Annotated in this window: 26 protein-coding genes and 1 pseudogene; 17 read left to right on the top strand and 10 right to left on the bottom strand. The window is 70.8% G+C overall.

The features are described 5' to 3' along the window. Positions 1-265: 265 nt before the first annotated feature. From ACZ4YY_RS12905 to ACZ4YY_RS12920, 4 genes are all read right to left on the bottom strand, one after another. Positions 266-1,045 carry a response regulator gene (locus ACZ4YY_RS12905; RefSeq protein ID WP_468287883.1) on the bottom strand — a complete coding sequence of 260 codons (780 nt, stop codon included), beginning with the start codon at positions 1,043-1,045 and terminating at the stop codon, positions 266-268. Further along, the gene (locus ACZ4YY_RS12910) at positions 1,042-2,250 is read right to left on the bottom strand and encodes a sensor histidine kinase (protein ID WP_468287886.1); all 1,209 of its coding nucleotides are present in this window, start codon (positions 2,248-2,250) and stop codon (positions 1,042-1,044) included. Before ACZ4YY_RS12910 ends, ACZ4YY_RS12905 begins: the two co-directional genes overlap by 4 nt. A gap of 31 nt (positions 2,251-2,281) precedes the next feature. Continuing rightward, a complete protein-coding gene (locus ACZ4YY_RS12915) occupies positions 2,282-2,908 on the bottom strand; it encodes a hypothetical protein (protein WP_468287888.1) in 627 nt (208 codons plus the stop codon). Positions 2,909-3,216: 308 nt separating this feature from the next. Then, on the bottom strand, positions 3,217-4,206 hold the full coding sequence (locus ACZ4YY_RS12920; protein WP_468287891.1) for an aldo/keto reductase: 990 nt from the start codon (positions 4,204-4,206) through the stop codon (positions 3,217-3,219). 447 nt (positions 4,207-4,653) lie between these two features. On the opposite strand from ACZ4YY_RS12920, the gene ACZ4YY_RS12925 reads away from it, so the two are divergent. After that, positions 4,654-5,664, top strand: coding sequence for a trypsin-like serine peptidase (locus ACZ4YY_RS12925; RefSeq protein WP_468287894.1), 1,011 nt, complete (start codon positions 4,654-4,656; stop codon positions 5,662-5,664). 842 nt (positions 5,665-6,506) lie between these two features. Next, a complete protein-coding gene (locus tag ACZ4YY_RS12930) occupies positions 6,507-6,965 on the top strand; it encodes a DinB family protein (protein WP_468288533.1) in 459 nt (152 codons plus the stop codon). 419 nt (positions 6,966-7,384) lie between these two features. Here ACZ4YY_RS12930 and ACZ4YY_RS12935 read toward each other — a convergent pair whose 3' ends face one another. After that, complete coding sequence (locus ACZ4YY_RS12935; protein ID WP_468287897.1) at positions 7,385-8,008, bottom strand: histidine phosphatase family protein; 624 nt, start codon at positions 8,006-8,008, stop codon at positions 7,385-7,387. A gap of 342 nt (positions 8,009-8,350) precedes the next feature. On the opposite strand from ACZ4YY_RS12935, the gene ACZ4YY_RS12940 reads away from it, so the two are divergent. The 3 genes from ACZ4YY_RS12940 (at position 8,351) to ACZ4YY_RS12950 (ending at position 11,061) form a co-directional block, all read left to right on the top strand. Continuing rightward, complete coding sequence (locus tag ACZ4YY_RS12940) at positions 8,351-8,935, top strand: GNAT family N-acetyltransferase (protein ID WP_468287899.1); 585 nt, start codon at positions 8,351-8,353, stop codon at positions 8,933-8,935. A gap of 560 nt (positions 8,936-9,495) precedes the next feature. Beyond that, positions 9,496-10,611 (top strand): PP2C family protein-serine/threonine phosphatase, encoded by a 1,116-nt coding sequence (locus ACZ4YY_RS12945; RefSeq protein ID WP_468288536.1) that lies wholly within the window; start codon positions 9,496-9,498, stop codon positions 10,609-10,611. 294 nt (positions 10,612-10,905) lie between these two features. After that, entirely contained in the window at positions 10,906-11,061 is a 156-nt protein-coding gene (locus ACZ4YY_RS12950) for a DUF6131 family protein (protein WP_468287902.1), read from the top strand. Between the two features lie 313 nt (positions 11,062-11,374). Here the strand turns inward: ACZ4YY_RS12950 and ACZ4YY_RS12955 are convergent, their stop codons facing one another. Beyond that, positions 11,375-12,781 carry an NAD(P)-binding domain-containing protein gene (locus ACZ4YY_RS12955; RefSeq protein ID WP_468287905.1) on the bottom strand — a complete coding sequence of 469 codons (1,407 nt, stop codon included), beginning with the start codon at positions 12,779-12,781 and terminating at the stop codon, positions 11,375-11,377. A 480-nt stretch (positions 12,782-13,261) separates the two neighbouring features. On the opposite strand from ACZ4YY_RS12955, the gene ACZ4YY_RS12960 reads away from it, so the two are divergent. After that, a complete protein-coding gene (locus tag ACZ4YY_RS12960; protein WP_468287908.1) occupies positions 13,262-13,639 on the top strand; it encodes an ArsR/SmtB family transcription factor in 378 nt (125 codons plus the stop codon). Positions 13,640-14,071: 432 nt separating this feature from the next. Here ACZ4YY_RS12960 and ACZ4YY_RS12965 read toward each other — a convergent pair whose 3' ends face one another. Beyond that, entirely contained in the window at positions 14,072-14,869 is a 798-nt protein-coding gene (locus ACZ4YY_RS12965) for an aquaporin (protein ID WP_468287911.1), read from the bottom strand. Between the two features lie 39 nt (positions 14,870-14,908). After that, on the bottom strand, positions 14,909-15,223 hold the full coding sequence (locus tag ACZ4YY_RS12970) for an ArsR/SmtB family transcription factor (RefSeq protein WP_468287914.1): 315 nt from the start codon (positions 15,221-15,223) through the stop codon (positions 14,909-14,911). Between the two features lie 102 nt (positions 15,224-15,325). Between ACZ4YY_RS12970 and ACZ4YY_RS12975 the strand changes: the two genes are divergently transcribed. The 6 genes and pseudogenes from ACZ4YY_RS12975 to ACZ4YY_RS13000 all read left to right on the top strand — a co-directional run bounded on the left by ACZ4YY_RS12975 (position 15,326) and on the right by ACZ4YY_RS13000 (position 18,356). Further along, entirely contained in the window at positions 15,326-15,607 is a 282-nt protein-coding gene (locus tag ACZ4YY_RS12975; RefSeq protein ID WP_468287916.1) for a hypothetical protein, read from the top strand. Between the two features lie 22 nt (positions 15,608-15,629). Continuing rightward, the gene (locus tag ACZ4YY_RS12980; RefSeq protein ID WP_468287919.1) at positions 15,630-16,049 is read left to right on the top strand and encodes an arsenate reductase ArsC; all 420 of its coding nucleotides are present in this window, start codon (positions 15,630-15,632) and stop codon (positions 16,047-16,049) included. A 618-nt stretch (positions 16,050-16,667) separates the two neighbouring features. Continuing rightward, complete coding sequence (locus ACZ4YY_RS12985) at positions 16,668-16,925, top strand: hypothetical protein (protein WP_468287921.1); 258 nt, start codon at positions 16,668-16,670, stop codon at positions 16,923-16,925. Between the two features lie 35 nt (positions 16,926-16,960). Further along, the gene (locus tag ACZ4YY_RS12990; protein ID WP_468287924.1) at positions 16,961-17,806 is read left to right on the top strand and encodes a DUF2637 domain-containing protein; all 846 of its coding nucleotides are present in this window, start codon (positions 16,961-16,963) and stop codon (positions 17,804-17,806) included. 235 nt (positions 17,807-18,041) lie between these two features. Then, positions 18,042-18,137, top strand: a pseudogene (locus tag ACZ4YY_RS12995) (hypothetical protein); the annotation flags it as partial. 48 nt (positions 18,138-18,185) lie between these two features. Further along, positions 18,186-18,356: a hypothetical protein gene (locus ACZ4YY_RS13000; protein ID WP_468288587.1), complete on the top strand. Its 171-nt coding sequence runs from the start codon at positions 18,186-18,188 to the stop codon at positions 18,354-18,356. Positions 18,357-18,607: 251 nt separating this feature from the next. Here ACZ4YY_RS13000 and ACZ4YY_RS13005 read toward each other — a convergent pair whose 3' ends face one another. Further along, positions 18,608-19,069 (bottom strand): SRPBCC family protein, encoded by a 462-nt coding sequence (locus ACZ4YY_RS13005; protein WP_468287925.1) that lies wholly within the window; start codon positions 19,067-19,069, stop codon positions 18,608-18,610. Positions 19,070-20,022: 953 nt separating this feature from the next. On the opposite strand from ACZ4YY_RS13005, the gene ACZ4YY_RS13010 reads away from it, so the two are divergent. The 3 genes from ACZ4YY_RS13010 to ACZ4YY_RS13020 all read left to right on the top strand — a co-directional run bounded on the left by ACZ4YY_RS13010 (position 20,023) and on the right by ACZ4YY_RS13020 (position 22,724). Beyond that, on the top strand, positions 20,023-20,862 hold the full coding sequence (locus tag ACZ4YY_RS13010) for an endonuclease/exonuclease/phosphatase family protein (RefSeq protein ID WP_468288539.1): 840 nt from the start codon (positions 20,023-20,025) through the stop codon (positions 20,860-20,862). Positions 20,863-20,917: 55 nt separating this feature from the next. Beyond that, a complete protein-coding gene (locus ACZ4YY_RS13015; RefSeq protein ID WP_468287928.1) occupies positions 20,918-21,058 on the top strand; it encodes a hypothetical protein in 141 nt (46 codons plus the stop codon). Positions 21,059-21,299: 241 nt separating this feature from the next. Continuing rightward, entirely contained in the window at positions 21,300-22,724 is a 1,425-nt protein-coding gene (locus ACZ4YY_RS13020) for a family 43 glycosylhydrolase (protein ID WP_468288542.1), read from the top strand. A 193-nt stretch (positions 22,725-22,917) separates the two neighbouring features. On the opposite strand, the gene ACZ4YY_RS13025 is transcribed toward ACZ4YY_RS13020, so the two are convergent. Beyond that, entirely contained in the window at positions 22,918-23,136 is a 219-nt protein-coding gene (locus ACZ4YY_RS13025) for a DUF6193 family natural product biosynthesis protein (RefSeq protein WP_468288545.1), read from the bottom strand. Positions 23,137-23,705: 569 nt separating this feature from the next. Between ACZ4YY_RS13025 and ACZ4YY_RS13030 the strand changes: the two genes are divergently transcribed. Both ACZ4YY_RS13030 and ACZ4YY_RS13035 read left to right on the top strand, forming a co-directional pair. Continuing rightward, positions 23,706-24,536, top strand: a complete 831-nt coding sequence (locus tag ACZ4YY_RS13030) for a ribonuclease BN (protein WP_468287930.1) — start codon at positions 23,706-23,708, stop codon at positions 24,534-24,536. Between the two features lie 523 nt (positions 24,537-25,059). After that, a complete protein-coding gene (locus tag ACZ4YY_RS13035; RefSeq protein ID WP_468287933.1) occupies positions 25,060-26,097 on the top strand; it encodes a hypothetical protein in 1,038 nt (345 codons plus the stop codon). Positions 26,098-26,108: the final 11 nt, after the last annotated feature.

Raw genomic sequence — 26,108 nt, forward strand, 5'->3', positions numbered from 1 at the left:
TGATCAGGCCGCGTGGTCCGCGGTGATCCAGCGTCTTTCCGCTACGGGTACGGAAAGGGTCGGGCCCTCTCGGCCGCAGCTGTCCGAGTTCTCCTCCCACTCCCGGAAACGGTCACGAGCCCGCCGGCTCAGAGAACGGCGCGAGGGACGGGGCAGACGGGGGAGGGCGTTGGCTGACGCGGCACCGCAGAGCGGAGCGCCGCTCGTTTCCGTCACCGCCGTGACGTCTCCCTGTGATCGCAGCCCGGGCCCCTTCGCGTCGCCACTACCGCTCGACCCCTCCGTGCGCCCCGCGCAGTGGGGCTGCCGGCGTCGCCCTGGCGGAGCTGGAGGAAGACGCCCTGGTCGCAGCCTCCATCGGGTCCCTGCGGCCCGGTACCGCCAGGCCTGCTTCGTAGGCCGTGATCACCGCCTGGATGCGGTCACGGAGGCCGAGCTTGGCGAGAACGCTGCTCACGTGGGTCTTCACGGTGTGCTCGCTGATGACCATGGTCGCGGCGATCTCCGGATTGGTGAGGCCCCGGGCGAGCAGACGCAGGGTCTCGGTCTCGCGCGAGGTGAGGGAGTCGAGGCGCGGATCGGGGAGCAACGGCACGGAGGCGGGCGCGCCGGTGCAGTGGGCGATGAGCTTGCTGGTGACGGATGGCGAGAGGAGGGACTCGCCGCCCGCGACGACGCGGACCGCGTGAGCGAGATCGTCGCGCCGGACGTCCTTGAGGAGGAAGCCGCTCGCGCCCGCGCGCAGCGCCTCGAAGACGTACGCGTCGAGGTCGAAGGTGGTCAGGATGATCACGCGGGTGGAGGTGGTGGCGCAGATCTCGGCGGTGGCAGTGAGGCCGTCCGTGCCCGGCATACGGATGTCGAGCAGTGCGACGGTCGGGGCGTGATCCCGTACCGCCGCGATCGCCTCGGCTCCGTCGGCGGCTTCCGCGACGACCTCGATGTCGGGCTGGGCGTCCAGGATCATCGCGAAGCCGGCCCGGACCAGTTCCTGGTCGTCGGCGACGACGACGCGCAGCGGCCCGGCCGCCGTACCGCCGCTCATGACGGAGGGAGGAGCGGGAGGCGGGCGCGGACCCGGAAGCCGGGGCCGTCGGTACGGGGTCCGCAGTCGGCGGTCCCGCCGCACGAACGGGCACGTTCCCGGATGTTGATCAGGCCGTGGCCGCCGGAGGGGAGGGACCGGGCGGGCCGCTGTCCGCTGGCCGCGCCGTCGTCGGTGATGTCGAGCTGCACGATGCCTCGGTCTTCCTGCCACTGGAGGTGAAGCCGGGCACGGTCGGTGCCCGCATGCCTGACGATATTGGTCAACGCCTCCTGGACGATGCGGAACGCAGCGGTCTCCACGTGCGGGGCGAGCGGACGGTGGCAGGCTCCGTCGGCCCGCGGGAACCCGACGGTGGCTCCCGAGCCGTCGGTCTGCGTGCACTCGACCGTGAGGCCCGATCCTGCGGTCAGGACGGCCAGGTCGGCGAGGGTGGGCTGCGGGGTGCGCTCGGGCTGGGGCGTCCGGTCCGGGTCGAGCACTTCGAGGATCCCTCTGAGCTGCACCATCGCATCGCGCCCCGCACCGGCGATGGCATCGAAGGCACGCTCCGCGCGAGCCGGGTCCGTGGCCAGGACCACGGGTCCGGCCTCGGCCTGGACGACCATCAGGCTCACCGCGTGGGACAGGATGTCGTGCATGTCCCGCGCGATCCTGGCGCGTTCGGCGAGTGCGGCCTTCTCGGCTTCCGCCTGACGCTCGCGCTCCAGCCGTGCGGCGTGGGCGCGGCCGACGGCGGCCGCCCTGCCGAGCGCGTAGGCCGCGACGCACAGCACGCTCATCCGCAGTCCCGACTCGGAGGAGGCGAGGGCGAAGCAGCCGCATACGGTCGCGGCGACCACCGTGGTGCGGGCCCACCGCCCCGACCGCTCGGCGACCGAGTGGATCGCCACCAGGGCGGCGTACCAGACGGGTTGGGACGGCACCTCGCCGACGTAGTCGTAGCTGCTGGTCGCCGCGAGGCTCACCATCAGTACGGGTACCGGGTTGTTCCGCCGCCAGTACAGTGGCGCCGCCGAGCCCAGGACGACCAGGACGCCCCACCCGCTCCACGGTCCGCCGCCCCCGTCGGTCCTCGCGGCGAAGGGCCAGAGCTGGGCGGCGGCCACGAGAGCCGCGAGCCCGGCGTCGACGGCGCGCGGGGGCAAGGAGCGCAGCCGCCGCCGTATCCGGTCGGTCCGCGCGCCCACGTCCGGCCGGCTCACAGCTCCCCCGGTCACAACTCCCCCTCACGCGTCACCGCGCATCGGCCGCCGCCGGGCGCCCCGCGCCACGGCCGTCCGCCGTACCGGAGGCGGCCTGCCGCGACTCCATCACCCGCGCGATCTGCGCGAAGGAGACGGACAGTAGCAGCGCCCCGACCGGGATCAGGTCCTTGTCGGCCAGCGGCATCACCAGGTCGGCGAGGACGAGGAGCGCCGTCCACGGCTTGACCACCCGGACCACGGCCAGCCGCACGATGAGGGCGAGCATGCCCACGTAGAAGAGGTACGGGCCGACGTCGTAGACGACCGGTGCCACGCCGGGCACTTCGGAGACCCGCTCCGTGAACCGCGACATCTCCAGATGGTCCGCGGACACCGCCCCCGCCACCAGGTCGATCCCGAACTGCACCAGGAGTACGGCGGCTCCGGCCGTCGCCGTCCAGTGCGCCACCGCCGCGACGCGGTCGCCCGACGGGGCGAGCCCTCTCAGCCAGCGGAACACCACCACGAACAGCACCAGTGCCACGCAGAACACCAGATGGCCCAGGGTCCAGGCGGGCCCGGGCCCCCGCTCGCCGTCCACTCCGTCCGCGATCCGGAACAGGCCGTAGGCGAGGGTGAGCGCGGGCACCGCGAGCATGACCGTACGACGGTTCATCAGGAACTCCCCAACTCCAGGACGATCGCCGGTACTTCGTGCGCCCCGTACTGCGGTGCGCCCGGCGGGAACGTCACTCATCCTGGAACGTCCGGCCTCCTGGCGGATCACCGGAGCGAGGGGTCTTCGCCCTCCCCCGCGCGACGGATCCGCCCTCTCTCCGGCGACCACGACACCCACACGAGCAGCCCGCCGCGTGCTCGGTGCCGTCGCTCAGCGTCACCCGCACGGTGTCCGCGTCCCTGTTCGACTGTCTGCACCGTCGTGCCGAAGCGGATCGGATCTCCGCGTGGCCGCGCGCCGAGCAGCTACCGGTCGACGGCTCGCATCCCTGCCTCGTCATACCGCTCCCCCGCCGCCTCGGGCAGCTCTGCGTCGATGCGGGCCAGGTCGTCCTCGGTCAGCGCGATGTCGACCGCGGCGACGTTCTGCTCCAGGTAGGTGCGGCGCTTGGTGCCCGGGATCGGCACCAGGTCCTCGCCCTGGGCCAGTACCCAGGCGATGGCCAGTTGGGCCGGGGTCACGTCCTTCTCGGCGGCGATCTCCTTCACCTTTGCCGCCAGGCGCAGGTTCGCCTCCAGGTTGGCGTCCTGGAAGCGCGGGTTCTCGCGGCGCCAGTCGTTCGCGTCCAGCTCGTCCGGCGAGCTGAACCGTCCGGCGAGGAAGCCGCGCCCGAGCGGCGAGTACGGCACGAAGCCGACGCCCAGCTCCCGGCAGGCGGGCAGCACCTCGGCCTCCACGTCCCGTGACCACAGCGAGTACTCGCTCTGCACCGCGGTGATCGGGTGCACGGCGTGGGCGCGCCGGATGGTCTGCGCGCTCGCCTCGCTCAGGCCGATGTACCGCACCTTGCCCTCGGCGACCAGCTCACCCAGCGCGCCGACCGTCTCCTCGATGGGCACGTTCGGGTCGACCCGGTGCTGGTAGTACAGATCGATGTGGTCGGTCCCCAGACGCTTCAGGGAGCCGTGGACCGAGCTGCGGACGTGCTCGGCCGAGCCGTCCTGCGGGCCGACCGTGCTGATGTCGCCGGGTACGGCGTCGTCCATCCGGTAGTTGAACTTCGTCGCGATGACGTACTCGTCGCGGTGCCCCCGGATCGCCTCGCCGACGAGGGACTCGTTGGTGAGCGGCCCGTACATCTGCGCGGTGTCGAGGAAGTTCGTCCCGAGCTCGAGGGCGCGCCGGATGGTCGCGATCCCTTCCTCCTGGTCGGTGGATCCGTAGAAGGCGGACATGCCCATGCACCCCAGGCCGATGGCCGATACCTGGAGGTTCCTCAGACTGCGCTTCTGCATCGCGTGTCCCAGCCTTTCCGCACGCTCGTTCGTCGTTGGAGGCGCGAAGCCCTTCATCCGTCCGGCGACGCATTCCACCGCCGGCATCCCCTGAGGGGCACCGGGCGGGACGGGTTTCGCGCACCGCGATGTCTGTGACGCTACGGCCTGGAGTGCACTCCAGCGCAAGTCGACCGGTCCGGCGGAGCGGCAGCCCGAACGGACCGTTCGGCTGAGGCCCGGCCGGATCCGGCCCGCCGGGTCTCGTCGCAGCACTACCGCGCCGACCTACCTCCCAGGGCGGGTCGACCGCAAGGGGGCGAATACCGGCCATCGTTTGGCATGCCCCTTTCACAATGGTGGACGGAAGGGCACTCTGCTCCACGGTTCGCTCCACTCCGACTCGCACCGTCTGTCTGTCCGGGGGGCCGACTCGCCGCCCGGTCCCCCACCGCAGAAGGAGTACGTGTGAGAGGCATACCCCGCGTCACCCGCACCCCCGGCTCCCTCCTCGGCGCCGTGGTCGGCGTCACCGCGCTCCTCACGACCGGTGTCCTGGTCACACCGGCGGGCGCGGCCCCGACCGGGTCCGACACCGGCGTAAGCCCGGTCTCAGTCGACGCGCAGCGGCAGACCCGTGAGTTCTGGACGCCCGAACGGATGCGCGCGGCGACGCCGCTCGACCTGGTGAACGTCGACGACCGCGCCGACGGCCGCTCGGCTCCCGCCAAGGGCCCGAAGTCCACCGTCGCCCCCACCACCTCGGCCCAGGCACCCGCCGGTACGAGGGTCAAGGCCTTCCCGAACGGCGGCGGGGCGTGGACCGGCGGCGGTGCGGTCCTCTCCACGGCGGGGCGGGTGTTCTTCACCTACCAGGGCCGTACGGCGTCCTGTTCCGGCAACGCCGTCACCAGCGCCAACAAGAGCACGGTGATCACGGCGGGCCACTGCGTGAAGCTGGAGGGAGCCTGGCACACCAACTGGGTCTTCGTCCCCGGCTACCACGACGGCCAGGCGCCCCACGGTAAGTGGACCGCCTCGAAGACCCTGTCCACACCCCAGTGGACGGCGAGCGAGGACATCAACTACGACATCGGCGCGGCCGTCGTCGCCCCCCTGGACGGAAAGCGGCTGACGGACGTCGTCGGCGGGCAGGGCCTCGCCTTCAACACCGGCTACAACCTCGCCATGTACTCCTTCGGATTCCCCGCCGCATCGCCGTACGACGGGGAGAAGTTCATCTACTGCAGCGGCACCACCACGCGGGACTTCCTCCTGTCCAAGGACCACGGCATGAACTGCAACATGACCGGCGGCGCGAGCGGCGGGCCGTGGTTCACCCAGTTCAACGAGTCCACGGGCGCGGGTCTTCTGACGTCGGTGAACAGCTTCAAGTACAACTTCCTGCCGAACCGGATGTACGGCCCGTACTTCGGTGCCGACGCCCAGAACCTCTACCAGACGGCGCAGTCGTCCTGACGGCGACCCGGGCGCGCGGCCTCGCCGTCGCGTCCGGGCCCCCGAGACGCCCGCGTCCCGTCCTGCTGAACCAGCTCATGGACGTCTGACCCACGTCCGGCCGGCTTCCATGAACGGCGAGTCCGGGCGATGCCCCGCACCCTGCCGTTCCAGGCGCGCTGACCCGCCTGCCCCCAGGCAGGCCGCCGTTCGACGGGCCTTCGCGGCCCGGGGGCCGTCATCATCCCGCCGTCCTCACGGTCCGAGGGCGCGGCTGCCCGCGTCGACGCCGATGACTGATGACCACCTTGCCGAACGCAGAGCCTGACGCGTGGGAGCGGAACACCTCCGGGGTCTGGTCGAAGGGAGTGGCCCGGTCGATCACCGGACGGATCCGCTTCTGCGACCTCGCCTGCCTGTGCCGTCGGCAGGGCGAACACCCCGTCCCTGCCGCACCGTGGGCATGCCGCCGGCGGGAGTCGTCACGGCACGCTGTCGTTGAAGCACCGTGGCGCAAGGCTCGGGTGCCCCAACAACCGTTATGGCGTGCAGACCAGTCGGGGCCTGCGGAGGGCGGCGGGGCGGCACGTCCGGCACCGCCCCCGCACGCCCCGGGCAACACGGGTGCCCGTCCCATTGGTTCAGCACCTGGGCGCAGACCGCGTCGGGGCGCCGCCCGGTCGGCGGTCGCGATCGCCGTGGCCGTGGAGGACGCGGAGTCCTCCCGAGCCGACCTGGACCGGCGTCGTTTCGGGCAGCCACCGGAAGTGGATACTGGTCCCGAAGTCAGGCAAGGGCGAGGAGCATGACCAGTGAGCAGCGACCATCGCACAGGACCGCCCAACTTCGGCAGCGAACGCGACATGCTGCGGGCATTCCTCGACTACCACCGCGCAACTCTCGCCATGAAGTGCGAAGGCCTCACTGACGAGGAGTTGCGGCAGCAGTCGATGCCGCCATCGACGCTCTCGCTGCTCGGTCTGGTGCGGCACATGGCCGAAGTGGAGCGTGCTTGGTTCCGTCGAGTGTTCGAGGACAACGACGCGCCCATGGTCTGGTCCGACACGATCGATTTTCAGGCCGCGTACGACGCGAGCGCCTCGACCGGAAGGGAAGCGTTCGCGGCCTGGGAGGCCGAGGTGGAGACCTCTCGTCGTATCGAGCGGGAGGCCGTGTCCCTGGACCAGGCCGGCTACCAGCCGAGATGGGACGAAGACGTATCACTGCGCATGGTGATGATGCACGTGCTCCTGGAGTACGGCCGCCACAACGGGCACGCGGACCTTCTGCGGGAGGGTGTCGACGGAACCGTGGGCGCCTGAGGACCCGCCGCCCTCGCCAGCCGACGGACGCGACTGCGCCGCACGACCGGTCCCCGGCCGCTTCGCCGGTGGCACTGTCATCCTGAGGGGCCCGTCGTTGTCCCGGCAATCGGGGAGCGCCGGAGCGCAGGCGGCTCGCAGTCCCCTTGTGCGGGACGGGGCTCGTAGCACAGAGGTCGTCGCGCCTTCACCGCGTGTGGGAGGACGCCGACCGGCGTTCAACGGCCTCTGAAGTGGTTGCGGCCGGCGACCAGTTCGGCAGCGCGAGGACTGCTTGGCCGCCGCCGCGGGCCAGGCGCGCGGAACCGGCGATCACTCGCCGGACAGACGCGTCCGATCTGCCGACCGGCGCTCTGCAGTGCCGCGCTGGTCGGCACCTGCACAGGGCGATGAGCCACGGCAACGGCCTGACGGCCGCATCAGATGTGCAACTCTGAGGGAAAGCCCGTCCAGCGCAGCTCGGCCGGCAGATGCCGCATGTCGTTGGAGAGGAGGACCGAAGCGGGCAGACCGGGCGCGTAGCGGATGACCGTGAGCGCCGCGTTGCAGTGGCTGAGCCCGAGCCAACGCCACTGCGGTGCGTACATGGCATCCCGGACCAGCCAGGCGACCAGGAAGTTGTGGGTGACGACCAGTTCATGCCGGTCCTCGTCGCCGTCCACCGCGCCGGTGAACAGAGTCAGCGCCTGGCGGGCCAGGGCAGGCCCGTGCTTCCTGTCCTCGTCGGAGGCGCCGGCGAGGAAGCGGAGATGGAAGTCTGCGGATTCGGCCGGAAGCTCGTCCCTTTTCGGTAGGTAAGGCACGTAGTCACCGGCCACTTCCGAGGCGTACAGGGGGACACTCTTCAGTTGGTCGCCGATCAGGCGTGCGGTCTGCTCCGCCCGCGGCAGGGGGCCGTGGTGAACGGCCGTGAAGGGGACGTCCCGGAGGCGTTGGCCGAGGAGCGCGGCCTGCCGTCGACCCGCCTCCGTCAGCCCGCTCCCGTCCGGTGTCGCCTCGCCGTGCCGGGCAAGATAGAGGTAACGAGTGGCCGTGCCGGGCATCTCAAGCTCCTCTGCGTTTACGAGCGATCTTGTGCATCACAGGACACCGCCCCCCTGGGCGTCGGTTCCCTCCGTCCGTCAACGAGGCAGGCCCCCGGGTCCGTCGGGGGGTGATCTGCGGCCGAGGGCAGTCGGCTCAGCTCGAGCTCCGCCGCGAGCGTGCGTGCCAGGCGTCGCGGCGTGGGGGGCACGCTTTCAGCAACTCACCGAAGTGTGCACGGGAGTGACCACAGGGCAGGGTTGACGCAGCGCAAGCTCAGGCCGGCTTCACAACCCACTCGGCCGCTAGGCCCCTTCGCACGGGCATCGAACCTCCGTGCGGGCCCGTGCGAGGATCACGACGTGAACGATCTGCACTTCCGTCTCGCCGAGGACACTGACCTCGCCACTCTCGTTCGTTTGCGTGATGAGGCTGCCCGCTGGATGCTCGCCCGGGGCATCACTGGCCAGTGGCAACCCGGTCAGTTGGACCTGGACCACTTCCGCAGCGCCATGGAGCGCGGGGAGGTTTGGCTCGCCGAGGCCGATGGTCGCGTGGCCGGGGCTTGGGAGCTGTGGTGGGAGGACGAGGACGCCTGGGGACGGCAGCCGCCGGTGGCCGGCTATGTGCATCGGCTGATGGTGGACCGCAGCAGCGCCCGACCGGGGACGGGGCGTGCTCTGTTGCGAGCCGCGGAGCACCGCGTTGCCGCGGCGGGGAGGGCGTTCGTGCGCCTGGACTGCCTGGCCGGCAACGCGCGCTTGAACGCCTACTACCTGGACGCCGGTTACCGAGTCGTCGGCCACAGGGCGGGCAAGCCGCAGCCGGGCGGTGCACCCAAGTCGTTCACGCTCCTGGAGAAGCCCTGTCGGCCGGCAGAGGACCGGGCGCGTGCGGGCCAGGGGTACATGCCCGCTGAGGACGACGATGAGAGACGGCGGTGTTGAAGCCGACCCCGGCTTCAGCTTCTGTTCACGCAGCCGCATGCGGTCCTGTCGGCGCGCGGTGGACCAAGACGCCAACGGCTGACTCCGTAGCTCGCTTCCTGTCCGGAACAGCGGTTGGCGTCAGGTGCCGGGCACACATCTGAGCGCTGCGGGGCGAGGGCGGCTCGGTGGGACATCCGGTCGTGGGCCGTGTCGGCGGTCGGGCGGCACACAGCGACCTGCCCGGACCTGGTCGTGGACGTCGGCTGTCGCCCCGCGGCAGCGCCGGCCGGTGTCACCGCCCGTCGCGCGGCGTCGTCTCCGGCTGGATGTCTCCCGCGGCGAGTCCCCCAGTTCGGCCGTTGATCCGCCTGCACCTGGCCGTGGCACAGAGCCGCACACGAACACGAGCCGGCAGCCGCACACGAACACGAGCCGGGTCAGCCCTTGGAGGGTCGTAGGCCTACGCAGGAATGTTCGCGCCGGTTCGGGGTTAAAAGCTTGGCGAGCAAAGGGAGGTTACCGTGGCCGTTGAGTTCGCGTTGGGAGAGATCTTGGCGGCTGCCGAGGACGCCGCGCCGATGGAGTCGGTCGATGTCGTCGCCCGTTACCTCCAGAAGCGCTTCGGTGCGGACTCCGTCTCCCTGCTCTTCCTCGACTTCGTCGGACAGGAGCTGGTGCGGCTCAACGCGGCCGGGGATGCCGAACCCGGTAGAACCAGCGCGGAGCGCCTCCCCCTCAGAGGCAGTGTCTACGACCGCGTGCTCCGCACTCAGCTGCTGCACAACGAGGAGAACCAGGACGGCGGGCAGCGGATCGTCGCTCCCGTCACGAACCGCGGTGACTGCGTCGGTGTCCTGGAGATGACACTCCCCCACACGGACGAGGCGGTGCTGCGGCACGTTGCGGACGCCGCGCACGCACTGGCCTACATCATCGTCACCGACCGGCGTTTCACCGACCTCTACCAGTGGGGCCAGCGCACCACCCGCATGACCCTCGCCGCGGAGATCCAGCACCAACTGCTTCCCTCGGCGTCCTGCTGCGAGTCGCCGCAGTTCACCCTGGCCTGTGCTCTCGTCCCGGCCGATGACATCGGTGGTGACACCTATGACTACTCGCTCGACCACGACACCCTGCATCTTTCCCTGACCGACGCCATGGGCCACGACGTCGACTCCGCTCTCCTGGCCACTCTGCTGCTCGGCGCCCTGCGGGGTGCCCGCCGCGCCGGCTGCAATGTGGCCGAACAGGCCCGTCAGGCGCATCAGGCACTCCTGAAGCACGGGCGCGGTGCCATGGCCACAGGGCAGCTGCTCTGCATCAGGCTCGCGGAACAGCGCCTCCAACTGATCAACGCCGGTCATCCCTGGCCGCTGCGCCTGCGCGACGGCACCGTGGAGGAGGTCCGCCTCTCCGTCAACCTGCCCTTCGGGGTCCCCTCCCCCACCCCTTACCGTGTCCAGGAACTCGACCTGCGCCCCGGGGACCGGCTCATCCTGATCACCGACGGTATGCAAGAGCGTGCGGCAGCCGCCGTCGACCTGCCTGCCCTGCTGCGCGACACCAGTGACCTGCATGCCCGGCAGGCCGTCCAGGAACTCACCAACGCGGTGAAAGACGCCTGCCACGGCCACCCCGAGGACGACGCCACCGTCATGTGCCTGGACTGGCGCGGCCACACCGGCACCCGATAGTGCTCATGCACCGGCACGCCCCGCCCGGGGGGCCGGTACCGGCAGGTCGCTCCCGGGGCGGTCCGGTGCCCGTCCGTGGCACGCCGGCCCGAGCCCGCCGTCGGCGCAACGCCCTGGTCACCCGTCGGCCAACCCCCCGGAACACCCCCGGACGCCCGAACAGTCCCGCCGGTCCGCACCCCGCCGAGGCCGGCCTCCGCAGAGATCGCGTCGAGGATCTGCACGGCGACGCTTCCCTAACGGGGCGTTGCGGTCCACAGTGAAAGCAGCACTACTGCACAACCGGAGGCCGTCATGCTCCTCCTCGGCATCATCCTTCTGATCATCGGCTTCATCACCGGCATAGCGGTCCTGTGGACGATCGGAATCATCCTCGCGGTCATCGGCGCGGTCTTGTGGATCATGGGTTCCATGGGGCACGCGGTCGCCGGCCGCCGACACTACTGGTGACCTTTCCATCACGGAGCACCGGACGGACGGCAGGGCCGGTCGACCGTCTGCGCCCGCTGCTCCAGGGTCCTTGCGCTCTGAACGGCCGCGTGGTCCGGTGCCGTGCATCGCAAGGCGTGCCGGAGAGCCCTGGTAGCGGAGCCACCAGGGCTCTCCGCCAACGCGACGAGGTGCGGTACCGGGCCGCACGGCCCGGGCGGGCACAGTGCCGGAGCAGGCCCTGATCTGCGCGGCGCGGAGGACGGGCGGGCGGTGGGGCCGCGACCGGTCCCCGATCCGGTCGCGATCCCGTCGTTTCGGGTGTCGAGGTCGGTCACGAGCCGCAGCAGCCGCCCGTCGGAGCCTCTTCGGCGGCCACCTCTCCCGCAGCGCCGGCGGCGAACTGCACGAGCCGCGGTTCCGGCGCGGCGCAGCAGCCTGCGGCGGATGCCTGGTCGTCCGCGGGGGCGTCGAACAGACCCGCTCCACCGCAGACTCCCGTCTCGGGCAGGGTGAGTTCGACGCGGTCGGCGGATTCGAGGTCGCCGGCGATCGCGGCGACGACGGAGCGGACCTGCTCGTACCCGGTCATGGCCAGGAACGTCGGGGCACGACCGTAGGACTTCATACCGACCAGGTAGATGCCGTGCTCCGGGTGAGCGAGCTCGCGGTGACCGTGCGGGTAGACGGTGCCACAGGAGTGCTGGTTGGGGTCGATCAGCGGCGCGAGCGCGAGCGGGGCTTGGAGGCGCTCGTCGAGGCCGAGGCGGATCTCCGAGAGGAAGGACAGGTCGGGCCGGAAGCCGGTCAGCACGATGACCTGGTCCACCGGCTCCAGACGGCGACCGTCCTCGCCGACCAGGACCAGGCGCCCGCTGCCGTCACGCTCGATCGCCTCGGTGCGGAAGCCGGTCACCGCGTCCGCGTAGCCCTCGTCGACGGCGGCCTTCGCCGCGAGCCCCAGCGCGCCTCGGGCGGGCAGTTCGTCGGCCTCGCCGCCGCCGAAGGTGGAGCCGCTGAGGCCACGGCGAAGGATCCACACCGCGTGCGTGCCGGTGCCGTCATCGGACTTGGCGGCCAGGTCGGCCAGGGAGGCGAGGGCGGTGAAGGCGGAGGCCCCGGAGCCGATGACGGCGGTGCGCCGACCGGCGTAGCGGGCGCGGACGGCCGGGTCTTTCAGGTCGGGGACACGGTAGGTGACGCGGTCGGCCGCCGCCTTCTCGCCGAGCGCGGCGAGTCCGCCGGCACCGGCCGGGCCGGGGGTGGTCCAGGTGCCCGAGGCGTCGATCACCGCGCGGGCGAACAGCCGCTCCTCGCGCCCGTCGGCGTGGACGACGTGGACGACGAAGGGCTGAGTCTCCCGGTCGGCGTCGACGATCCGGTCACGACCGGCGCGGGTGACACCGGTGACGGTGGCGCCGAAACGCACCACGTCCCCGAGGACGTCGGCCAGCGGCTGGAGGTACCGCTCGACCCAGTCGCCGCCCGCGGGACAGGAGGCGGCGTCGGGCTTGGTCCATCCGGTCGGGGCCAGCAGCTTCTCGGCCGCCGGGTCGGTGACCTCGCCCCACGGGGAGAACAGCCGCACGTGCGACCACTCGCGCACCGCGGTGCCGGCGGACGGTCCGGCCTCCAGGACCAGCGGGGTGATGCCGCGTTCGGTCAGGCGGACGGCGCAGGCCAGACCGATCGGACCGGCTCCGATCACGACGACGGGCAGCTCGGTGGTGGGCGCGTTCACGGCGACTCCTTACGTGTTTCGACATATGTCGATGGCTTGGCGCAGCCAGCATGGCACCCTGATTCGATGAGCGTCAACATAGACATGCATCAAATCAGACGGACGGAATCCGGTGACGCGGCGATGACCGTGGCCCGCTCGGGACTGGAGCGGCCCGGCGCGCGCGTCCGGCACGATCGCGGCCTGAGGCATTGGCGGTGCCTGAGCGGGCAGGATTGCGGCCTGAGGCATTGGCGGTGCCTGAGCGGGCAGAGTCGGTTGCCGCCGATGACACTGGAGGCACCCGAGGCGGGCAGCCGGGCCGTGGGCGCGCTGCCACGACACCGTCGGCAGGAGCGGCGGACACTTCCCGTCGTCCACCTCTGTGCGCGATGACGGCCGGGACGCCACCGCCGGGGGCGCGACGCCCGGCGCCTCACCTCCCCACGGTCACACCACTCCCCCTCGCCTCCGTGGTTCGACGTGTGTCAACATAGATGCATGTCGAACATGAAGGTGCTGCCGCTGATCGAAGCTGCGGGATCAGAGGCCGTGGCAGCGTGCTGCCCGCCTCTCACCGAACGGCCGTTCACCGCGGAGGAGGCCGAGACGGCCGCGCGGATGTTCAAGGCCCTGGGTGATCCGGTCCGGCTGCGGCTGTTCTCCGCGGTCGCCTCGCACGAGGGCGGCGAGGCGTGCGTGTGCGACATCTCCGACGTCGGCGTCTCCCAGCCGACCGTCTCGCACCACCTGAAGAAGCTCAAAGAAGCCGGTCTGCTGACGTCCGAGCGGCGCGGAACGTGGGTGTACTACCGGGTCGAGCCCTCCGTGCTGGCCGCGATGGGCAAGCTGCTGACCATCGTCCCGGCCGCGGCCTGACCGGCGGCGGACACAGCGGGACGTCTTCGGGCCCGGCTCCGCCGCACCTTCGGGCGTGACGATCGCGCCGTCGATCGCTCGGCGCGCTGACTGGAGGCCGGCGATCCACCCGGCAGGCACGACACCACCGGTGTCCGTACCGCTTGCGTCGAGTGCACGCCGTGCCGTGCACTCGGCGCGCGGCCGTCGACCCCGCCGGCCGGGAACCAGGACGGGCGCCGGGTGACCCGGATCAGCGGGAGGTCGCGGGCGACGGGACGCCGGCGGTCCGCCGCGCTGATCACGGCAGGAGCGCGCCGTCGGTAGGCTCCCCCTGAGCAACCGGCCGCAGCGCGACCACCGCGGACATCGAGGCCCAGGCGGCGCGGGGGTTGTCCCGTGGTGAGCCCGGAGTGGCCGCCGCGCCGATCACCACCACCTGGCATGTTCAGGTCATTCAGCGGTGTCCCGGGCGGGCAGGAAGATGAGGGCCACCAGCGCCAGCCCCACCGCCGCGCCGACGAGCTGCATGGCGATGAAACCCACGACCGAGCCGGGCGCGATGCCCGCGAAGGTGTCGGTGAAGGCACGGCCGACGGTCACCGCCGGGTTGGCGAAGGACGTGGACGAAGTGAACCAGTACGCGGCCCCGATGTACGAGGCGACCGCGACCGGCGCGAACCGCAGCCGGTCGGTGCGGGCCAAGCCGAAGATCAGCAGGATCAGACCGGCTGTCGCGACCACCTCGCCGAGCAGCAGGTGCCCGGCCGACCGGTCGTGGGTGGACCATTTCACCAGCGGTTCGCCGAACATGGCGTCGGCCAGAATCGCGCCCGCGACGGCTCCGACGACCTGAGCGGGGACGTACACGGCAGCCTCCCGCAGGGTGACTCCGGCGCCGCCGCGCCGGACGGTGAACCACTCGGCCAGGGTGACGGCCGGGTTGAAGTGCGCGCCGGAGACAGGGCCCAGCAGTGTGATCAGCACACCCAGACCGAAGACGGTGGCCGTGGAGTTCGCCAGCAGTTGGAGGCCGACGTCCCTGGTCAGTTCGGTGGCCTGGATGCCGGAGCCGACCACCACCGCGACGAGCGCCGCAGTGCCGATCAGTTCGGCCGCGGCCCTGGCGATCAGCGGGGGCGTCTGCGGCGGGGTGGCGCCCGGGGCCGGCTGCGGCTCGGTGCCAGGAGCGCCGGCAGCCACGGCAGACCCTCCGGTTCTGTCGTGCTCGGTGGCCTCAGACGCGGACAACAGGACTCCTCGGTGCAGGTGGACGGCGACAGAAGACCATCAGGGGCAGGATCGCTTGACGTTGTTCTCAGCGGTGGCGCGCGCGGTCTGTGCGAGGTCGGCGAACTGACCGGCGAGCGAGGCGATGACGTCGGGCTTGAGCCGGTAGTAGGTGAACCGGCCGCACGGCTCCGTTTCCACGACCCCCGCCTCGCGCAGCACCTTCAGATGGTTGGAGAGGTTGGTCTGCTTGACCCCCGTCTCCTCGATCAGGTGCGTGCTGCAGAGCGTCTCCTTGGCGAGCAGGGTGACGATCCGGAACCGGAGAGGGTCCGCGAGAACCCGCATCAGATCAGCGTCGACTGACATCATCATGGACTGATACTGTCACATCACTTCCAGCTGATACCAGTCCGGTGTGATCCCTGGGGCCCGCGTCTCCCCATCCCGTGGGACCTGCGCCTCGAAGGGGGTTCCATGACCGCAGCGCCGCTCCCCGTCCCGCCCGACGAACGTCCGGCGGCCGGCACCGCCCGCCTCGGGCCGCGCTCCGGCGGACACTTCGGCCCGGAGACCATCCGACATCCGATCACCGACTCCCACGACCGCCTCGACACACGCGCGCCAACCGGCCCGGAGGGGGCCCTGCTCGCCGTCGTCCGCGGCATCCCCGACGAGAACGACGCCCCGATCACCGACTTGCTCGCCTCCCTGACGAGCGCTCGACTCCCCGCCCCCGCTTCCGCTCCACTTGCTTGATCCACTGACGAAGGAAGAACCGATGTCCTCCAGCCCTCTCGCTTCCGTGCTGTTCGTCTGCGTCCACAACGCCGGACGTTCGCAGATGGCCGCCGGATTCCTCAGCCACCTGGCGGGCGACCGGATCGAGGTCCGCTCCGCCGGCTCCGTCCCGGGTGACCAGGTCAATCCGGCCGCGGTCGAGGCCATGAGGGAGGCCGGCATCGACATCTCCGAAGCCAGGCCGAAGATCCTGACGACCGAGGCCGTCCAGGCGTCCGACTACGTCATCACCATGGGCTGCGGCGACGCCTGCCCGATCTTCCCCGGCAAGAAGTACCTCGACTGGGCCCTCGAAGACCCGGCGGGCAAGGGCGTCGAGGCCGTCCGCCCGATCCGTGACGAGATCAAGACCCGCATCGAGGCCCTGATCGCCGAGATCGACGCCGAGCAGAAAGCGTGACCTCCGTGACGGACGTCCCCCTTGCGTGAAGCCGCCGTCATCGGCTCCGGCCTGACCCCAGCGGAGACACCGCTGCGGTGGACACCACCGCCCGGCTGAAGCCGCTGCCGGCAGGTGAAGCCTGGTCAGTGGCCGACAGCGGCCCCCGGGCCACGCACGACAGCTTCTCGGGGTACTGCCCCGGTGCAGAGACCGGTGACGAGAGCGTGGTCGGTCAGCAACGTGACCACCACGTCGATCTCGGGCGGGCGCCCGGCGGCTGGACGGAGGACGACCGTTGGGAACCGCCGCCCAGGCGTCCCACTGCCACTGCCACTGCCACTCCCGCACCCGCACCCGCACCCGCAGACAGCCATGCCACCGTTCGCCGACGACTTGATCGCCCCCGGGGCGGTCTCCGTCGTCGGGTCGCGCGGCTTCCAGCCGTCCGTCGCCCGGGAGAACCCTGTCGGCAACTGCTCCTCCGCACCGTCTCTCCGCCTCCGGGACGGATACCCGCTTTTCATCCTTCATACGGCTGCATATACGGCTGACCGATACCTCAACTACGTGCTTGTCTGGCTATTCCTTCACTCTTTCGCCACGCATCCGCCAGGAGGAGTACGCGTTAGTGAGATCATGACGAAGGCAACCGCGGAACAAACGATCAAGCCCCTCCCGAAGCGCAGTACGTCGACCGGAGGACGATCCACGCGACTGGGTTCCTTTATTTATGTCCCGACGCCCGCCCGCGGCGGCGCGGCGAACGGGGTTCTGATGAAGGGGGGCCTTTCGGTCACGCTCGACGCGACCGAGGAGGCTCTGCAGAAATTCGTGGACGCTCTGCGCATCGTGGAAAGCGATCTTTCGAAACGCTGGTCGGAAATGGAACGATAAGCCCTTCGGCGCGAACAGGACGGGCACATCACGCCATGCACGACGAGCAAACAAGCCGCTATTGGGGTCTGCCCGCCGATTATTTCTACGGCTACGAAGGCGACAGCGGATATCAGGAACCGCTCGGAACCATCCACCCGCCTTTGACGCCTCCGGACTCCGGTTGGGATCCCGTAGAGGAAATGGCCTTCATGCTGCGGGACGCAGTCGAGGAGGCGCAGCCGAGGATTCCGGCCGCACGCAGCGGTGAACCCCTGAACCCCACCTCCCACCGGGAGGCCCTGGTTCAGATCACCGCGGAGCTGCCGCCCGTGAGGGCCGCGGCTCAGGGGCATCGCAAGATGCGACGACGGCGCCTCGACAAGCTCCCCACCGCCAGCTACTGCATCGCCGCGGTGGCCACCGTCATCGCGTCAACGGTCAGCGTGTTCGGTGGGTTGATCGCTTACGACCCGCTGCTGTTCATCGCGGCGGGTCGGACGCAGAGCGGCGTCGTCTCCTGGTGGCCCCTCCTGGTGTTCGGGCCGTGGCTGGTGGCGTCGCTTTCCATCCTGCGCGCCGCGCTGCACCAGCGCCGGGCCTTCCACTCCTGGTGCGTGGTCCTGCTCTTCTCCGTCATCGCGATGGCCATGTGCGTCGCCCAGGCCCCGGACGACATCCTGACCAGGACGGCTGCCGCACTGCCGGGCTTCGCGTCTTTGGCCTGCTTCCAGCAGCTGGTACGGCAGATCACCCTGACCAGGCCGCCCAAGCGCACACCGCCCCGGCACCGGTTGCAGCCCGCAGAGACAGACTTCGGCGAAGCGCCGTCGGACCGGAACGTGAAGCCGTCGGCAGACGGCGATTTTCCCCTGGGCAACCTACGCGATCTGCACAGGTGAGGCTCCCCGAGGTGGAGTGCGTCCTGGCCCGGGCGGGCGCGTATCGTCGAAGGAGATCGTCCCACAGATCCCTTTCGAAGGGGAGTGGACTCAATGATCGAGCGTCGAATTCTGGGCCCTGAGGAAGGCGAGCTCTATCAGCCGGAGCGGGCATGCGGCGACCGCTTCATGATCACCAGCCGGGAATGGGGAGACCGCTTCGCTCTCGTCGAGCACCGGCTACCTCCCAAAGTGCTTGCAGCGCCCGTTCACAAGCCTCGAGGGATCAGTCGGTGCGAGATTCGGGGACGAGGAGGTTGTCGCTCGGCCTGGCGATCTCGTCTTCAAACCGCGCGACGAGTGGCACACGTTCTGGAATGCGGGAGAATCCCCGGCGCGCTTGCTGGAGATCATCTCGCCCGGGGGGCTGGAGGAACTGTTCCGCCTGCTTGATCAACCGGGCGGGGCAGTGAGCCCGCCGGAACTGGAACAGAAGATCGTCTCGTATGGCTGCGAGGCCGACATGGAAGCGACGATGTCACTCATCGCGCAACATGGTCTGATCTTCTGACGGAGTGCCGCTGCGGTGTGTACGGGGCTGCGAACAACTTCCGGCGCCGGCCGCAGGCAGTGGAGCCGCCGCGCCCTCGCCAGTCTCCGACGCCCCTGAGTTCCAGATGGCGACCCCGGTGACCCCCTTGCGTTCCGCCGCTCCGGCCCTGCCGCGTCGCCGGCCGGCCGGGCCGGAGAGTGCGGCGTGGTCCGGCTCCGTCACCGCCGGACCACGCCGATCCTGGAAGGCACCTCAACGGCGGGGAAGGATCACTCGCCGGGCCTGATGCGCCCGCGCCAGGCTCCGGACTCGCCGCCACGGCTTTCGATGTACTCCTTGAAACGCCGCATGTCGCCCTTGACGCGCCGGTCGACCATTCCCAGCATGTCACCGGCCTTGTCGGCGGCCCCGGCCGGCTCGACGTCCATGACGAGCTCGACCCGCGTGTGCGTTTCGTCCAGGGGCTGGAAGTGAACTGTGCCCTTCTGCCTGGTGTCACCCGTCGTGGTACGCCACGTGATCCGCTCGTCGGCGAGCTGGTCGACGATCTCGGTGTCGAACTCGCGCTTCACCCCGCCGATCTTGGTGATCCAGTGGTTGTGGCGGTCGTCGAGCTGCCTGACTTCCTCGACCCCTTCCATGAACCGAGGGAACTCCTCGAACTGCGTCCACTGGTTGTAGGCGGTGTGGACAGGGACCTCGACGTCCACCGATTCCTTGACTGTGCTCACTCCGAGATCCTCTCTCTTCGTTGAATCTGCCGGGGCCGGAGCCGAACGACCTGCCCGCGGCCTCGGGACTCCGAGGCGAGTACCCGGGAATCGCATGTGAACCACTGCTGAGCCACGCGCTGCGTGGATCATGGAAGCGCCGGCGGGGACGGCGCCCCGCCAGGCCGTGTCCACGGCACCGCGCGGTCACGGCCGGCCCGCTCTACGGACGCGGAACGCCGGCTGCCGGGCGAGCTGCATCGCGGGCACCGGCTGCCAGGGGTGTCCCGGACGGACCCGCTGCCGCTGACCGGTCTCGCGCAGCTGTACCCGCGGGACGCCCCCGGCCTGCCGGCGGGACCGGACGGCTGCGAGCCGATCCAGGTGTTCTGATGTCCCTTCACCGCCCACGGCCCGGGCCGGTACGACCTGGAGCTGCACCTGCGGCGGCGACGCTCGTGTGAGGTCGGGGAGTGCTGGCCGAGCCGCCGCAGGCGTCGGTCGTCGGGCCGACGGGTTCGTGCCGGAGCCCTGTGTGTCGAATGCCGAGCAGGTGGTCACCTACCCGTTCGCGGGCCCCCTGCCCGAGGGGCTGCGCGCCCGGATCGACGCCTGGGACGAAGCCCTCGAGGAACTGAGCCGGTCGCGTACCAGTACGACCTCTCCATCCCGCCCGGCTGGCGTGGGCGGCTTCGCCTCCTGGCCCGCGACCGATGTGTACCCCGCGGAATGCTCTGTGAGCGGTGACGGCGGCTGCTGTCCCACAGCGGGGCACGACACCGGTGTGATGGGGTCGTGCACGGACGGGCGTTCGGTGAGGTGCCGGTACAACTCCTCGGGGTGGCGGCGGTTCCGCGAGCGAGCGAGGGGGCGGAACGTCAGGAGATTGCGGAAGCTCGCGCAGCCCCTGAGCCCGTCGCATAACCTCGTGCAGGGAGACGTCAGAAGCCGTGGGTATCCACTTCTGGGAGGCGATGGTGCTCGGAAAGGGCGTGTGGTTGCTCGTGGGCGCCATGGCCGTGGCGTGGATGGTGCTCGTCGGCCCCAGTACACCGAGCGGTGCCCTCTCCGCCACGTCCCTGCCGAACGTGGCCGTCAGGGATGCCGTGCCCAACCGGGTCATGACGTGGAACATCTGCAACCCCTGCGAGACGAGCAACGTCGACCGGGCGGCGGAGATTGCCTCGTTCGCGCCCCAGGTCATCGGTATGCAGGAAGCGTGCGTGGGTGACGTCGAACGGATCCGTGAGTATCTGGAGAGCCGTCACGGGCTCGTCTACCACGTCGAGTACGGGTCGGTTCTCCGGAACTGGGGCCGCTGCGGGGGAACTCCGTGGAGTCCGGGGGCCTACGGCCAGGCGCTCCTGTCTGCGGCGCCGATGACGGACCTCGTGACCGCGGAGTACCCCGACGGCGGGTCCGAGGACCGGGGGTACATGGCCGTCACCACCACGGTGGGCGGCCGGCCCCTCCGGGTCTTCAACACCCATCTCGCCGAACGACGTCAAGAGACCGTCCGAGCGGAGCAGAGCGGCGTACTCGCCGCCGAAGTCGCCCGGCACGACCGCGCGATCGTCATCGGCGACTTCAACGCCGTGCCGGACGCCCCGGAACTGACCGGGATGTGGGAACTGGCCACGGACACGGACCCCGGGTGCCGTCCCTCGCCCACCGGCCCCTGCGCGCCGACCACCGACTGGCAGAGCAAGTTCGACTACGTCTTCCTGCGGGGCGTCGCCCCGCTCGAGCACCATGTGCATCCGACCTCGGCCTCGGACCACCACATGGTGTACGCCGAGGTGGACCCGGCCTGAGGGGGCAACCATCCCGGCCGGTCATGCCGAGAAGCACGGCCTCGGGGGCACAGGCGTGACGTGGATGCTGTCGGAGCCGATGCCGGCCGCCGCCGTGCCCCCGCCGGAGGGAACGCCGTCCGAGGGCAGGATCGGCACCGGACCGGCCGGTGCCCCGGCTGCCGACCCCGGCGGTGCGGCGGACGGCCAGGGCTGAGTCCCGTTGCTCGGCGAGCAGCTACTGCCGTGCGCGGCTCCGGTCTGCGGGCGGTGGGCCCGCGCCCCGGATGCTCGTGTGACAGAAGCGTTGACTGAGCCTCGAGCAGAACTTATCGTCTGGCCGAATCAACGAACCGTGTTCGAAATACCGGCAGTGTGAACAGACGGTATCTCTGCACCTTCAGCGCCATAGGGAGAGGTCCGTGAGACCTGAGCTCACCCGTCGGACGGTTCTCGGCATGATCGCCGGGTCGGCCGCCGCCACCTTCACCGGTGTCTCAACCGGCACCGCCCACGCCGCCGTGCCCGCGTCACCCGGTGTGACCTACACGAACACCATCGCCGAGCAGCGGGCCGACCCGCACATCTTCAAGCACACCGACGGGTTCTACTACTTCACCGCCACCGTTCCGGCGTACGACCGGATCGTGCTGCGCCGGGCCACCACGATCCAGGGGCTCACGTCGGCCCCCGAGACCACCATCTGGACCAGGCCCGCCACCGGCACGATGGGCGGCTACATCTGGGCCCCGGAAATCCACTTCATCGACGGCAAGTGGTACATCTACTTCGCCGCCGGTGACGCCAACAACATCTGGCACATCCGCCCCTACGTCCTGGAGTGCGCGGACGCGAACCCGATCACGGGCACCTGGACGGTGAAGGGCCGTATCGCGCTGCCGCTGGACACCTTCTCCCTGGACGCGACGACCTTCGCCGTGAACGGCACCCGCTACCTGTCCTGGGCGCAGAACGACCCGGCCGTCGGTCGCGGAACCAATCTCTACATCGCCCAGATGTCCAACCCGTGGACCATCACCGGCACACCCGTCATGATCAGCCGGCCGACCGCCTCGTGGGAGACCGCCGGCGGCGAGACGGTCAACGAAGGTCCGGCCGTGATCCAGCGGAACGGCAAGGTCTTCATGACCTTCTCGGCCAGCGCCACCGACGCCAACTACTGCATGGGCCTGCTGACCGCGCCCGCGTCGGCCAACCTGCTCAGCGCCTCGTCGTGGGCCAAGAGCACCGGCCCGGTCTTCGCCAGCAACGCCGCCACCAGCCAGTACGGCCCCGGGCACAACCAGTTCACGGTCTCCGAGGACGGCAAGTCCGACATCCTCGTCTACCACGACCGCAGCTACAGGGACATCAGCGGCGCCCCGCTCAACGACCCCAACCGCCGCACCCGCGTCCAGAAGATCTACTGGAAGGCCGACGGCACCCCCGACTTCGGCATCCCCGTCGCCGACGGCCTCACCCCGATCCGGCTCTCCTCCTACAACTACCCCGACCGGTTCATCCGGCACTGGGAGTACCGCGCCAGGATCGAGGCGAACGTCGCGCCGCTGGCCGACTCGCAGTTCCGCGTCGTCACCGGACTCACCGGCACCGGCACCGTCTCCCTGGAGTCGGCCAACTTCCCCGGCTACTTCCTGCGCCACAAGAACAACGAGGTGTGGGTGGAGAAGAACGACGGGACGGCACAGTTCGCCGGCGACGCCTCCTTCACCGCCCGCGCCGGTCTCGCGGACTCCGCCGGGGTCTCGTACGAGTCGTTCAACCTGCCGGGCCGCTACATCCGCCACTACAACTACCTGCTGTACGTCCAGGCCGTCAGCACGACGACCGCCCGGGCAGACGCGACCTTCTACACGCAGTGACCCCAACCCCGTCCGCCACGTCCTGACCGCTCCGACCCGACGGGCCGGAGCGGTCAGGGCGAACCCGCCACCCATCCGCCGGCCGGGCGGGAGAAGCCGTCCGGCCGCGGTCGAGGCATGCCCTCGCGCGGTCCGCTCGCGGAGGCCGGTCCGCGCATCGAGCGGCTGCGGGCCGAGGCGCGCGGACACATGATCAGGCGCCGTCGACCTCGTCAGCCGTGCCCGGGACCGCGGGGCCGTACGCCTCGGGCAGCACCGCGTTGACGGTCTGCACCGCCCGGCGGGGCGAATCCACCGTGGCGATCGTCTCCATGGTTCCCGGCCGCATCACCGCGTGGCCACCGGACACCAGAGGCCGGACGCACGGGGCGTCCCGGGGGAACGGACAGCCGGTGCTCCGGCTCAGGAGCAGGTCTCCCCGGGGCCTCGCCGGTCGCGCCGGGCTGCCCGCCTGGGCCGCGCGGCCTGATCAGGCGCTCAAAGCGCAAGGCCCCCACAGCCCGCACGGTCCCGGGCGCTCGCCGGGGCCGTAAAGCGGGTGCGCACGGCCGGTGCGGTGGTGTGTGATCGAAGGCATGGCGATCACGAGGGGCAGTGACGCCCAGGCAGCTCGTCCGGAGCGGTCGGTCGTCGGTCCGGGGATGCCGCTGACCGCTTCCGCGCAGCGGTGATCCGACTGCGGGAGCCGTGATGACGGTGCGACGGGGAGCTGCGGGGCCGGTGGTCCGCCCGGGAGCCTGGTGGCCGGTTCGAGCCCGTGCGGCTGCGGCCCGGCGCTGCCCCTCTGGCCGATGTCTGGGGATTCGCCCCCCGGCATGAGGCGGCGGCCCGACACGGGGTGACCTGCCTCCCCGGAGGTTTCGCCCCCGACCGGCTCGGGAACCGCTGAACGTCGTCCCAGTCGAGGAGCGCCGGACGGCCAGTGCCTCCGGCACGCGAGTGGCGGGCGCGCGCTCGGGGCGCGCCAGGAAGCGAGGGCGTGTGACGGACGCCTCTGGCGTTTCCCCGGAGCGGCGACCGCCCCGCCGCGGAGTGCGTGCCCGATGGCAGGACTCCGTCGCCGGACGGTTGTGGCGGCACGGGAACGAGCTGGAACTGCTGCACCGGGCCATGGGCTTCTCGGCGCTGGGGCTGGTCACCCTGGTCCCGCTCCTGATCGTCGTCGCCGCGGCGCTCCCCTTCAGCGAGCGGGGCTTCGCCCTGTGGGTGATCGACGGGATGAGTCTTTCGGGGCGCCCGGCGGAAGCGGTGCGGGAACTGTTCGCCGCGCCGCGCAGGGTGCTGAGCACGACCAGCGCCCTGAGCGTCGTGCTCGTCGCCCTGTTCGGCGTCACCTTCGCGGCGAGTGTGCAGAACGGCTACGAGAGGATCTGGGAGGTGCCCTCGGGACCGTGGCACCACGTCTGGCGCCGCGTGGTGTGGCTCGCCGCGCTGACGGGTTATCTGTACTCCGAGACGCACAGCGGTGCGGCGTTTCGGGGCGGGACGGCGCTCTCGGTCCTGCGCATCGCCCTCACCTCGCTGCTGGGGGTGTTGTTCTTCTGGTGGGGGCAGCACTTCCTGCTCGGCGAGCGGGTGCGCTGGGGTGCGCTGCTGCCCGGTTCGGTCGCCACGATGGCGGGTCTCGGGGGGCTGCGCTGGTTCTCCGACCAGGTGTTCTCCCCGCTGATCGTGACCAATGCGGTCACCTACGGGGACGTCGGCACCATGCTCGTCGTGCAGTCCTGGCTCATCGGCGTCGGGTTCGTGGTCTTCGGCGGGCCACTCCTCGGCCGTCATGTGCACGACGCCTGGCAGCGCCGGGACGCGTGAGCCGTCCGGCGGTCCGTCCGAGTGATGTTCGCCGTCGACGCCATCGCGGCCGTGGTCGGCCCTGCGCACCACGGCACCGGGCCCTGCCCGCGCGCACAGCTCGTCCGGTCCGCTACCCGGACCCGCGGGGCGGGGACTACCGCTGTCCGACCGCCGATCGGCTCGGCGCGGCGGCACGGGGCCGGGCTGCCCTACGACCTGCTCGCCGCGCACCCGGGACCCGCGGGAGCTCGTCGACGCGGGGCTCTGCCCGTACGACCGGGACGGGGTCCGGACCCTGCAATGGGCACGTCACCTGTACGGCGGGCTCGTGCAGTTCTCCGGCGGGGCGGTTCGGAAGGGCCACACCGTGCTGGTCCGGCAGGTCCGACCGGGGCGAAACCGCTGGCGGACGGCGGTCCCTGACGCCCGTGCAGCCGTGCGGAGCCCGCCCGCCGTCGACGCCATATCCCCGCTGCACCCCCGAGGTCGGGTCCGGCCCGGGATGCGGCACGATGGGCGCGTGAACGCACAACGGGGAAGCATGGAAGAACAGTCCCTCGCGGATCTCGCCCGACGGCTCGTCGCGGCGGACACCGGCGACTGGACGCCGGACGGGGTGAGGGCCTTGGCGGCCGAGCTCGGCTGGGCCTGGAGCGGCACGCCGGACCATCCCGTCCTGATCACCGGCCGTTCCTCGGGCGACGCCCGTCTGCGCCCGGTCGGCACGTACGAGGAGCGTTACGTCGACGGCGAGTCGTACGTGGAGCTCGCGGTCCCCGTGGCGACCGTCGCACCGGACGCCGCGGCACAGGCCGCCGCGTTCCGCACCTCCCGGGAGGAACTGACCACGGCGCTGGGCGCGCCGTCCGTCATAGGGTCACACGGCGACATGGGCCCCTTCTACGACAGCGGGCCGCTCTGGGGCGCTCCCTTCGTGCGCTGGCGCGGCAGGCCGGACACCCTGGAGCTGCGCGCCGGAAAGTCGGGGCCGGAGCTGGTCCTGCAGCCCACCGACCCGGCGGAGAACTGGTTCTGGCGCCAGGGGATCGGCGAGGAACACTCGATCAGCGGCTTCTTCGGCAGCAACCGTGACCATGCCAACGCCGGCCTCGGCTTTCCCGGTGGCTGGACAGCCCGCAGCTGGGAGACCGTCACCCGGTCCCTGGGTGACTTCCTGGGGGCGCTGCCCGCCGAGGCCACCGCCCTGGGCATCGGCATCGGCATGCCGTTCTACGGGCGCGCCGACGGCAGCGCACCCATCCTCTTCGACGTGACGTGCGACAACCGGCTGTCGATCGGCTGCTTCGCCCCGGACAGCGTCGATCCGGCCGCGCTCGGCTGGGGCACGGTCGCCCAGCACCCCCACACGGCCTCGGTCTGGAGCGACGACGATCCGGTGTGGCGCGTGGACGCGGGCGGCCCCGGCGAACCGAAGGGCCGCGCACTCGCGGAGATGCTCGTGGCGACGGCCAGGGCGGCCGGGGTGAGCGAGCCGACCGACCTGATCATCGGCGGCGAGGCCGAGTACGTGGACGGGTACCACGTCAGGTACTACGGGCTGGGCCTTCCGACCGGCTGACCCGTTCCCTG

This window comes from Streptomyces sp. NPDC030143 (genome assembly GCF_055573695.1).

Bases quoted from the DNA above. Each gene is read 5' to 3' on its own strand.
- ACZ4YY_RS13010 (WP_468288539.1), top strand. From the start codon at position 20,023: ATGGTGCTCGGAAAGGGCGTGTGGTTGCTCGTGGGCGCCATGGCCGTG.
- ACZ4YY_RS12975 (WP_468287916.1), top strand. From the start codon at position 15,326: ATGACCGCAGCGCCGCTCCCCGTCCCGCCCGACGAACGTCCGGCGGCC.
- ACZ4YY_RS12960 (WP_468287908.1), top strand. From the start codon at position 13,262: ATGTCGAACATGAAGGTGCTGCCGCTGATCGAAGCTGCGGGATCAGAG.
- ACZ4YY_RS13035 (WP_468287933.1), top strand. From the start codon at position 25,060: ATGGAAGAACAGTCCCTCGCGGATCTCGCCCGACGGCTCGTCGCGGCG.
- ACZ4YY_RS12950 (WP_468287902.1), top strand. From the start codon at position 10,906: ATGCTCCTCCTCGGCATCATCCTTCTGATCATCGGCTTCATCACCGGC.
- ACZ4YY_RS12990 (WP_468287924.1), top strand. From the start codon at position 16,961: ATGCACGACGAGCAAACAAGCCGCTATTGGGGTCTGCCCGCCGATTAT.
- ACZ4YY_RS12985 (WP_468287921.1), top strand. From the start codon at position 16,668: ATGACGAAGGCAACCGCGGAACAAACGATCAAGCCCCTCCCGAAGCGC.
- ACZ4YY_RS12935 (WP_468287897.1), bottom strand. From the start codon at position 8,008: ATGCCCGGCACGGCCACTCGTTACCTCTATCTTGCCCGGCACGGCGAG.
- ACZ4YY_RS13020 (WP_468288542.1), top strand. From the start codon at position 21,300: ATGATCGCCGGGTCGGCCGCCGCCACCTTCACCGGTGTCTCAACCGGC.
- ACZ4YY_RS12945 (WP_468288536.1), top strand. From the start codon at position 9,496: ATGGAGTCGGTCGATGTCGTCGCCCGTTACCTCCAGAAGCGCTTCGGT.
- ACZ4YY_RS12980 (WP_468287919.1), top strand. From the start codon at position 15,630: ATGTCCTCCAGCCCTCTCGCTTCCGTGCTGTTCGTCTGCGTCCACAAC.
- ACZ4YY_RS12905 (WP_468287883.1), bottom strand. From the start codon at position 1,045: ATGAGCGGCGGTACGGCGGCCGGGCCGCTGCGCGTCGTCGTCGCCGAC.
- ACZ4YY_RS12920 (WP_468287891.1), bottom strand. From the start codon at position 4,206: ATGCAGAAGCGCAGTCTGAGGAACCTCCAGGTATCGGCCATCGGCCTG.
- ACZ4YY_RS12915 (WP_468287888.1), bottom strand. From the start codon at position 2,908: ATGAACCGTCGTACGGTCATGCTCGCGGTGCCCGCGCTCACCCTCGCC.
- ACZ4YY_RS12930 (WP_468288533.1), top strand. From the start codon at position 6,507: ATGCTGCGGGCATTCCTCGACTACCACCGCGCAACTCTCGCCATGAAG.
- ACZ4YY_RS12970 (WP_468287914.1), bottom strand. From the start codon at position 15,223: ATGATGATGTCAGTCGACGCTGATCTGATGCGGGTTCTCGCGGACCCT.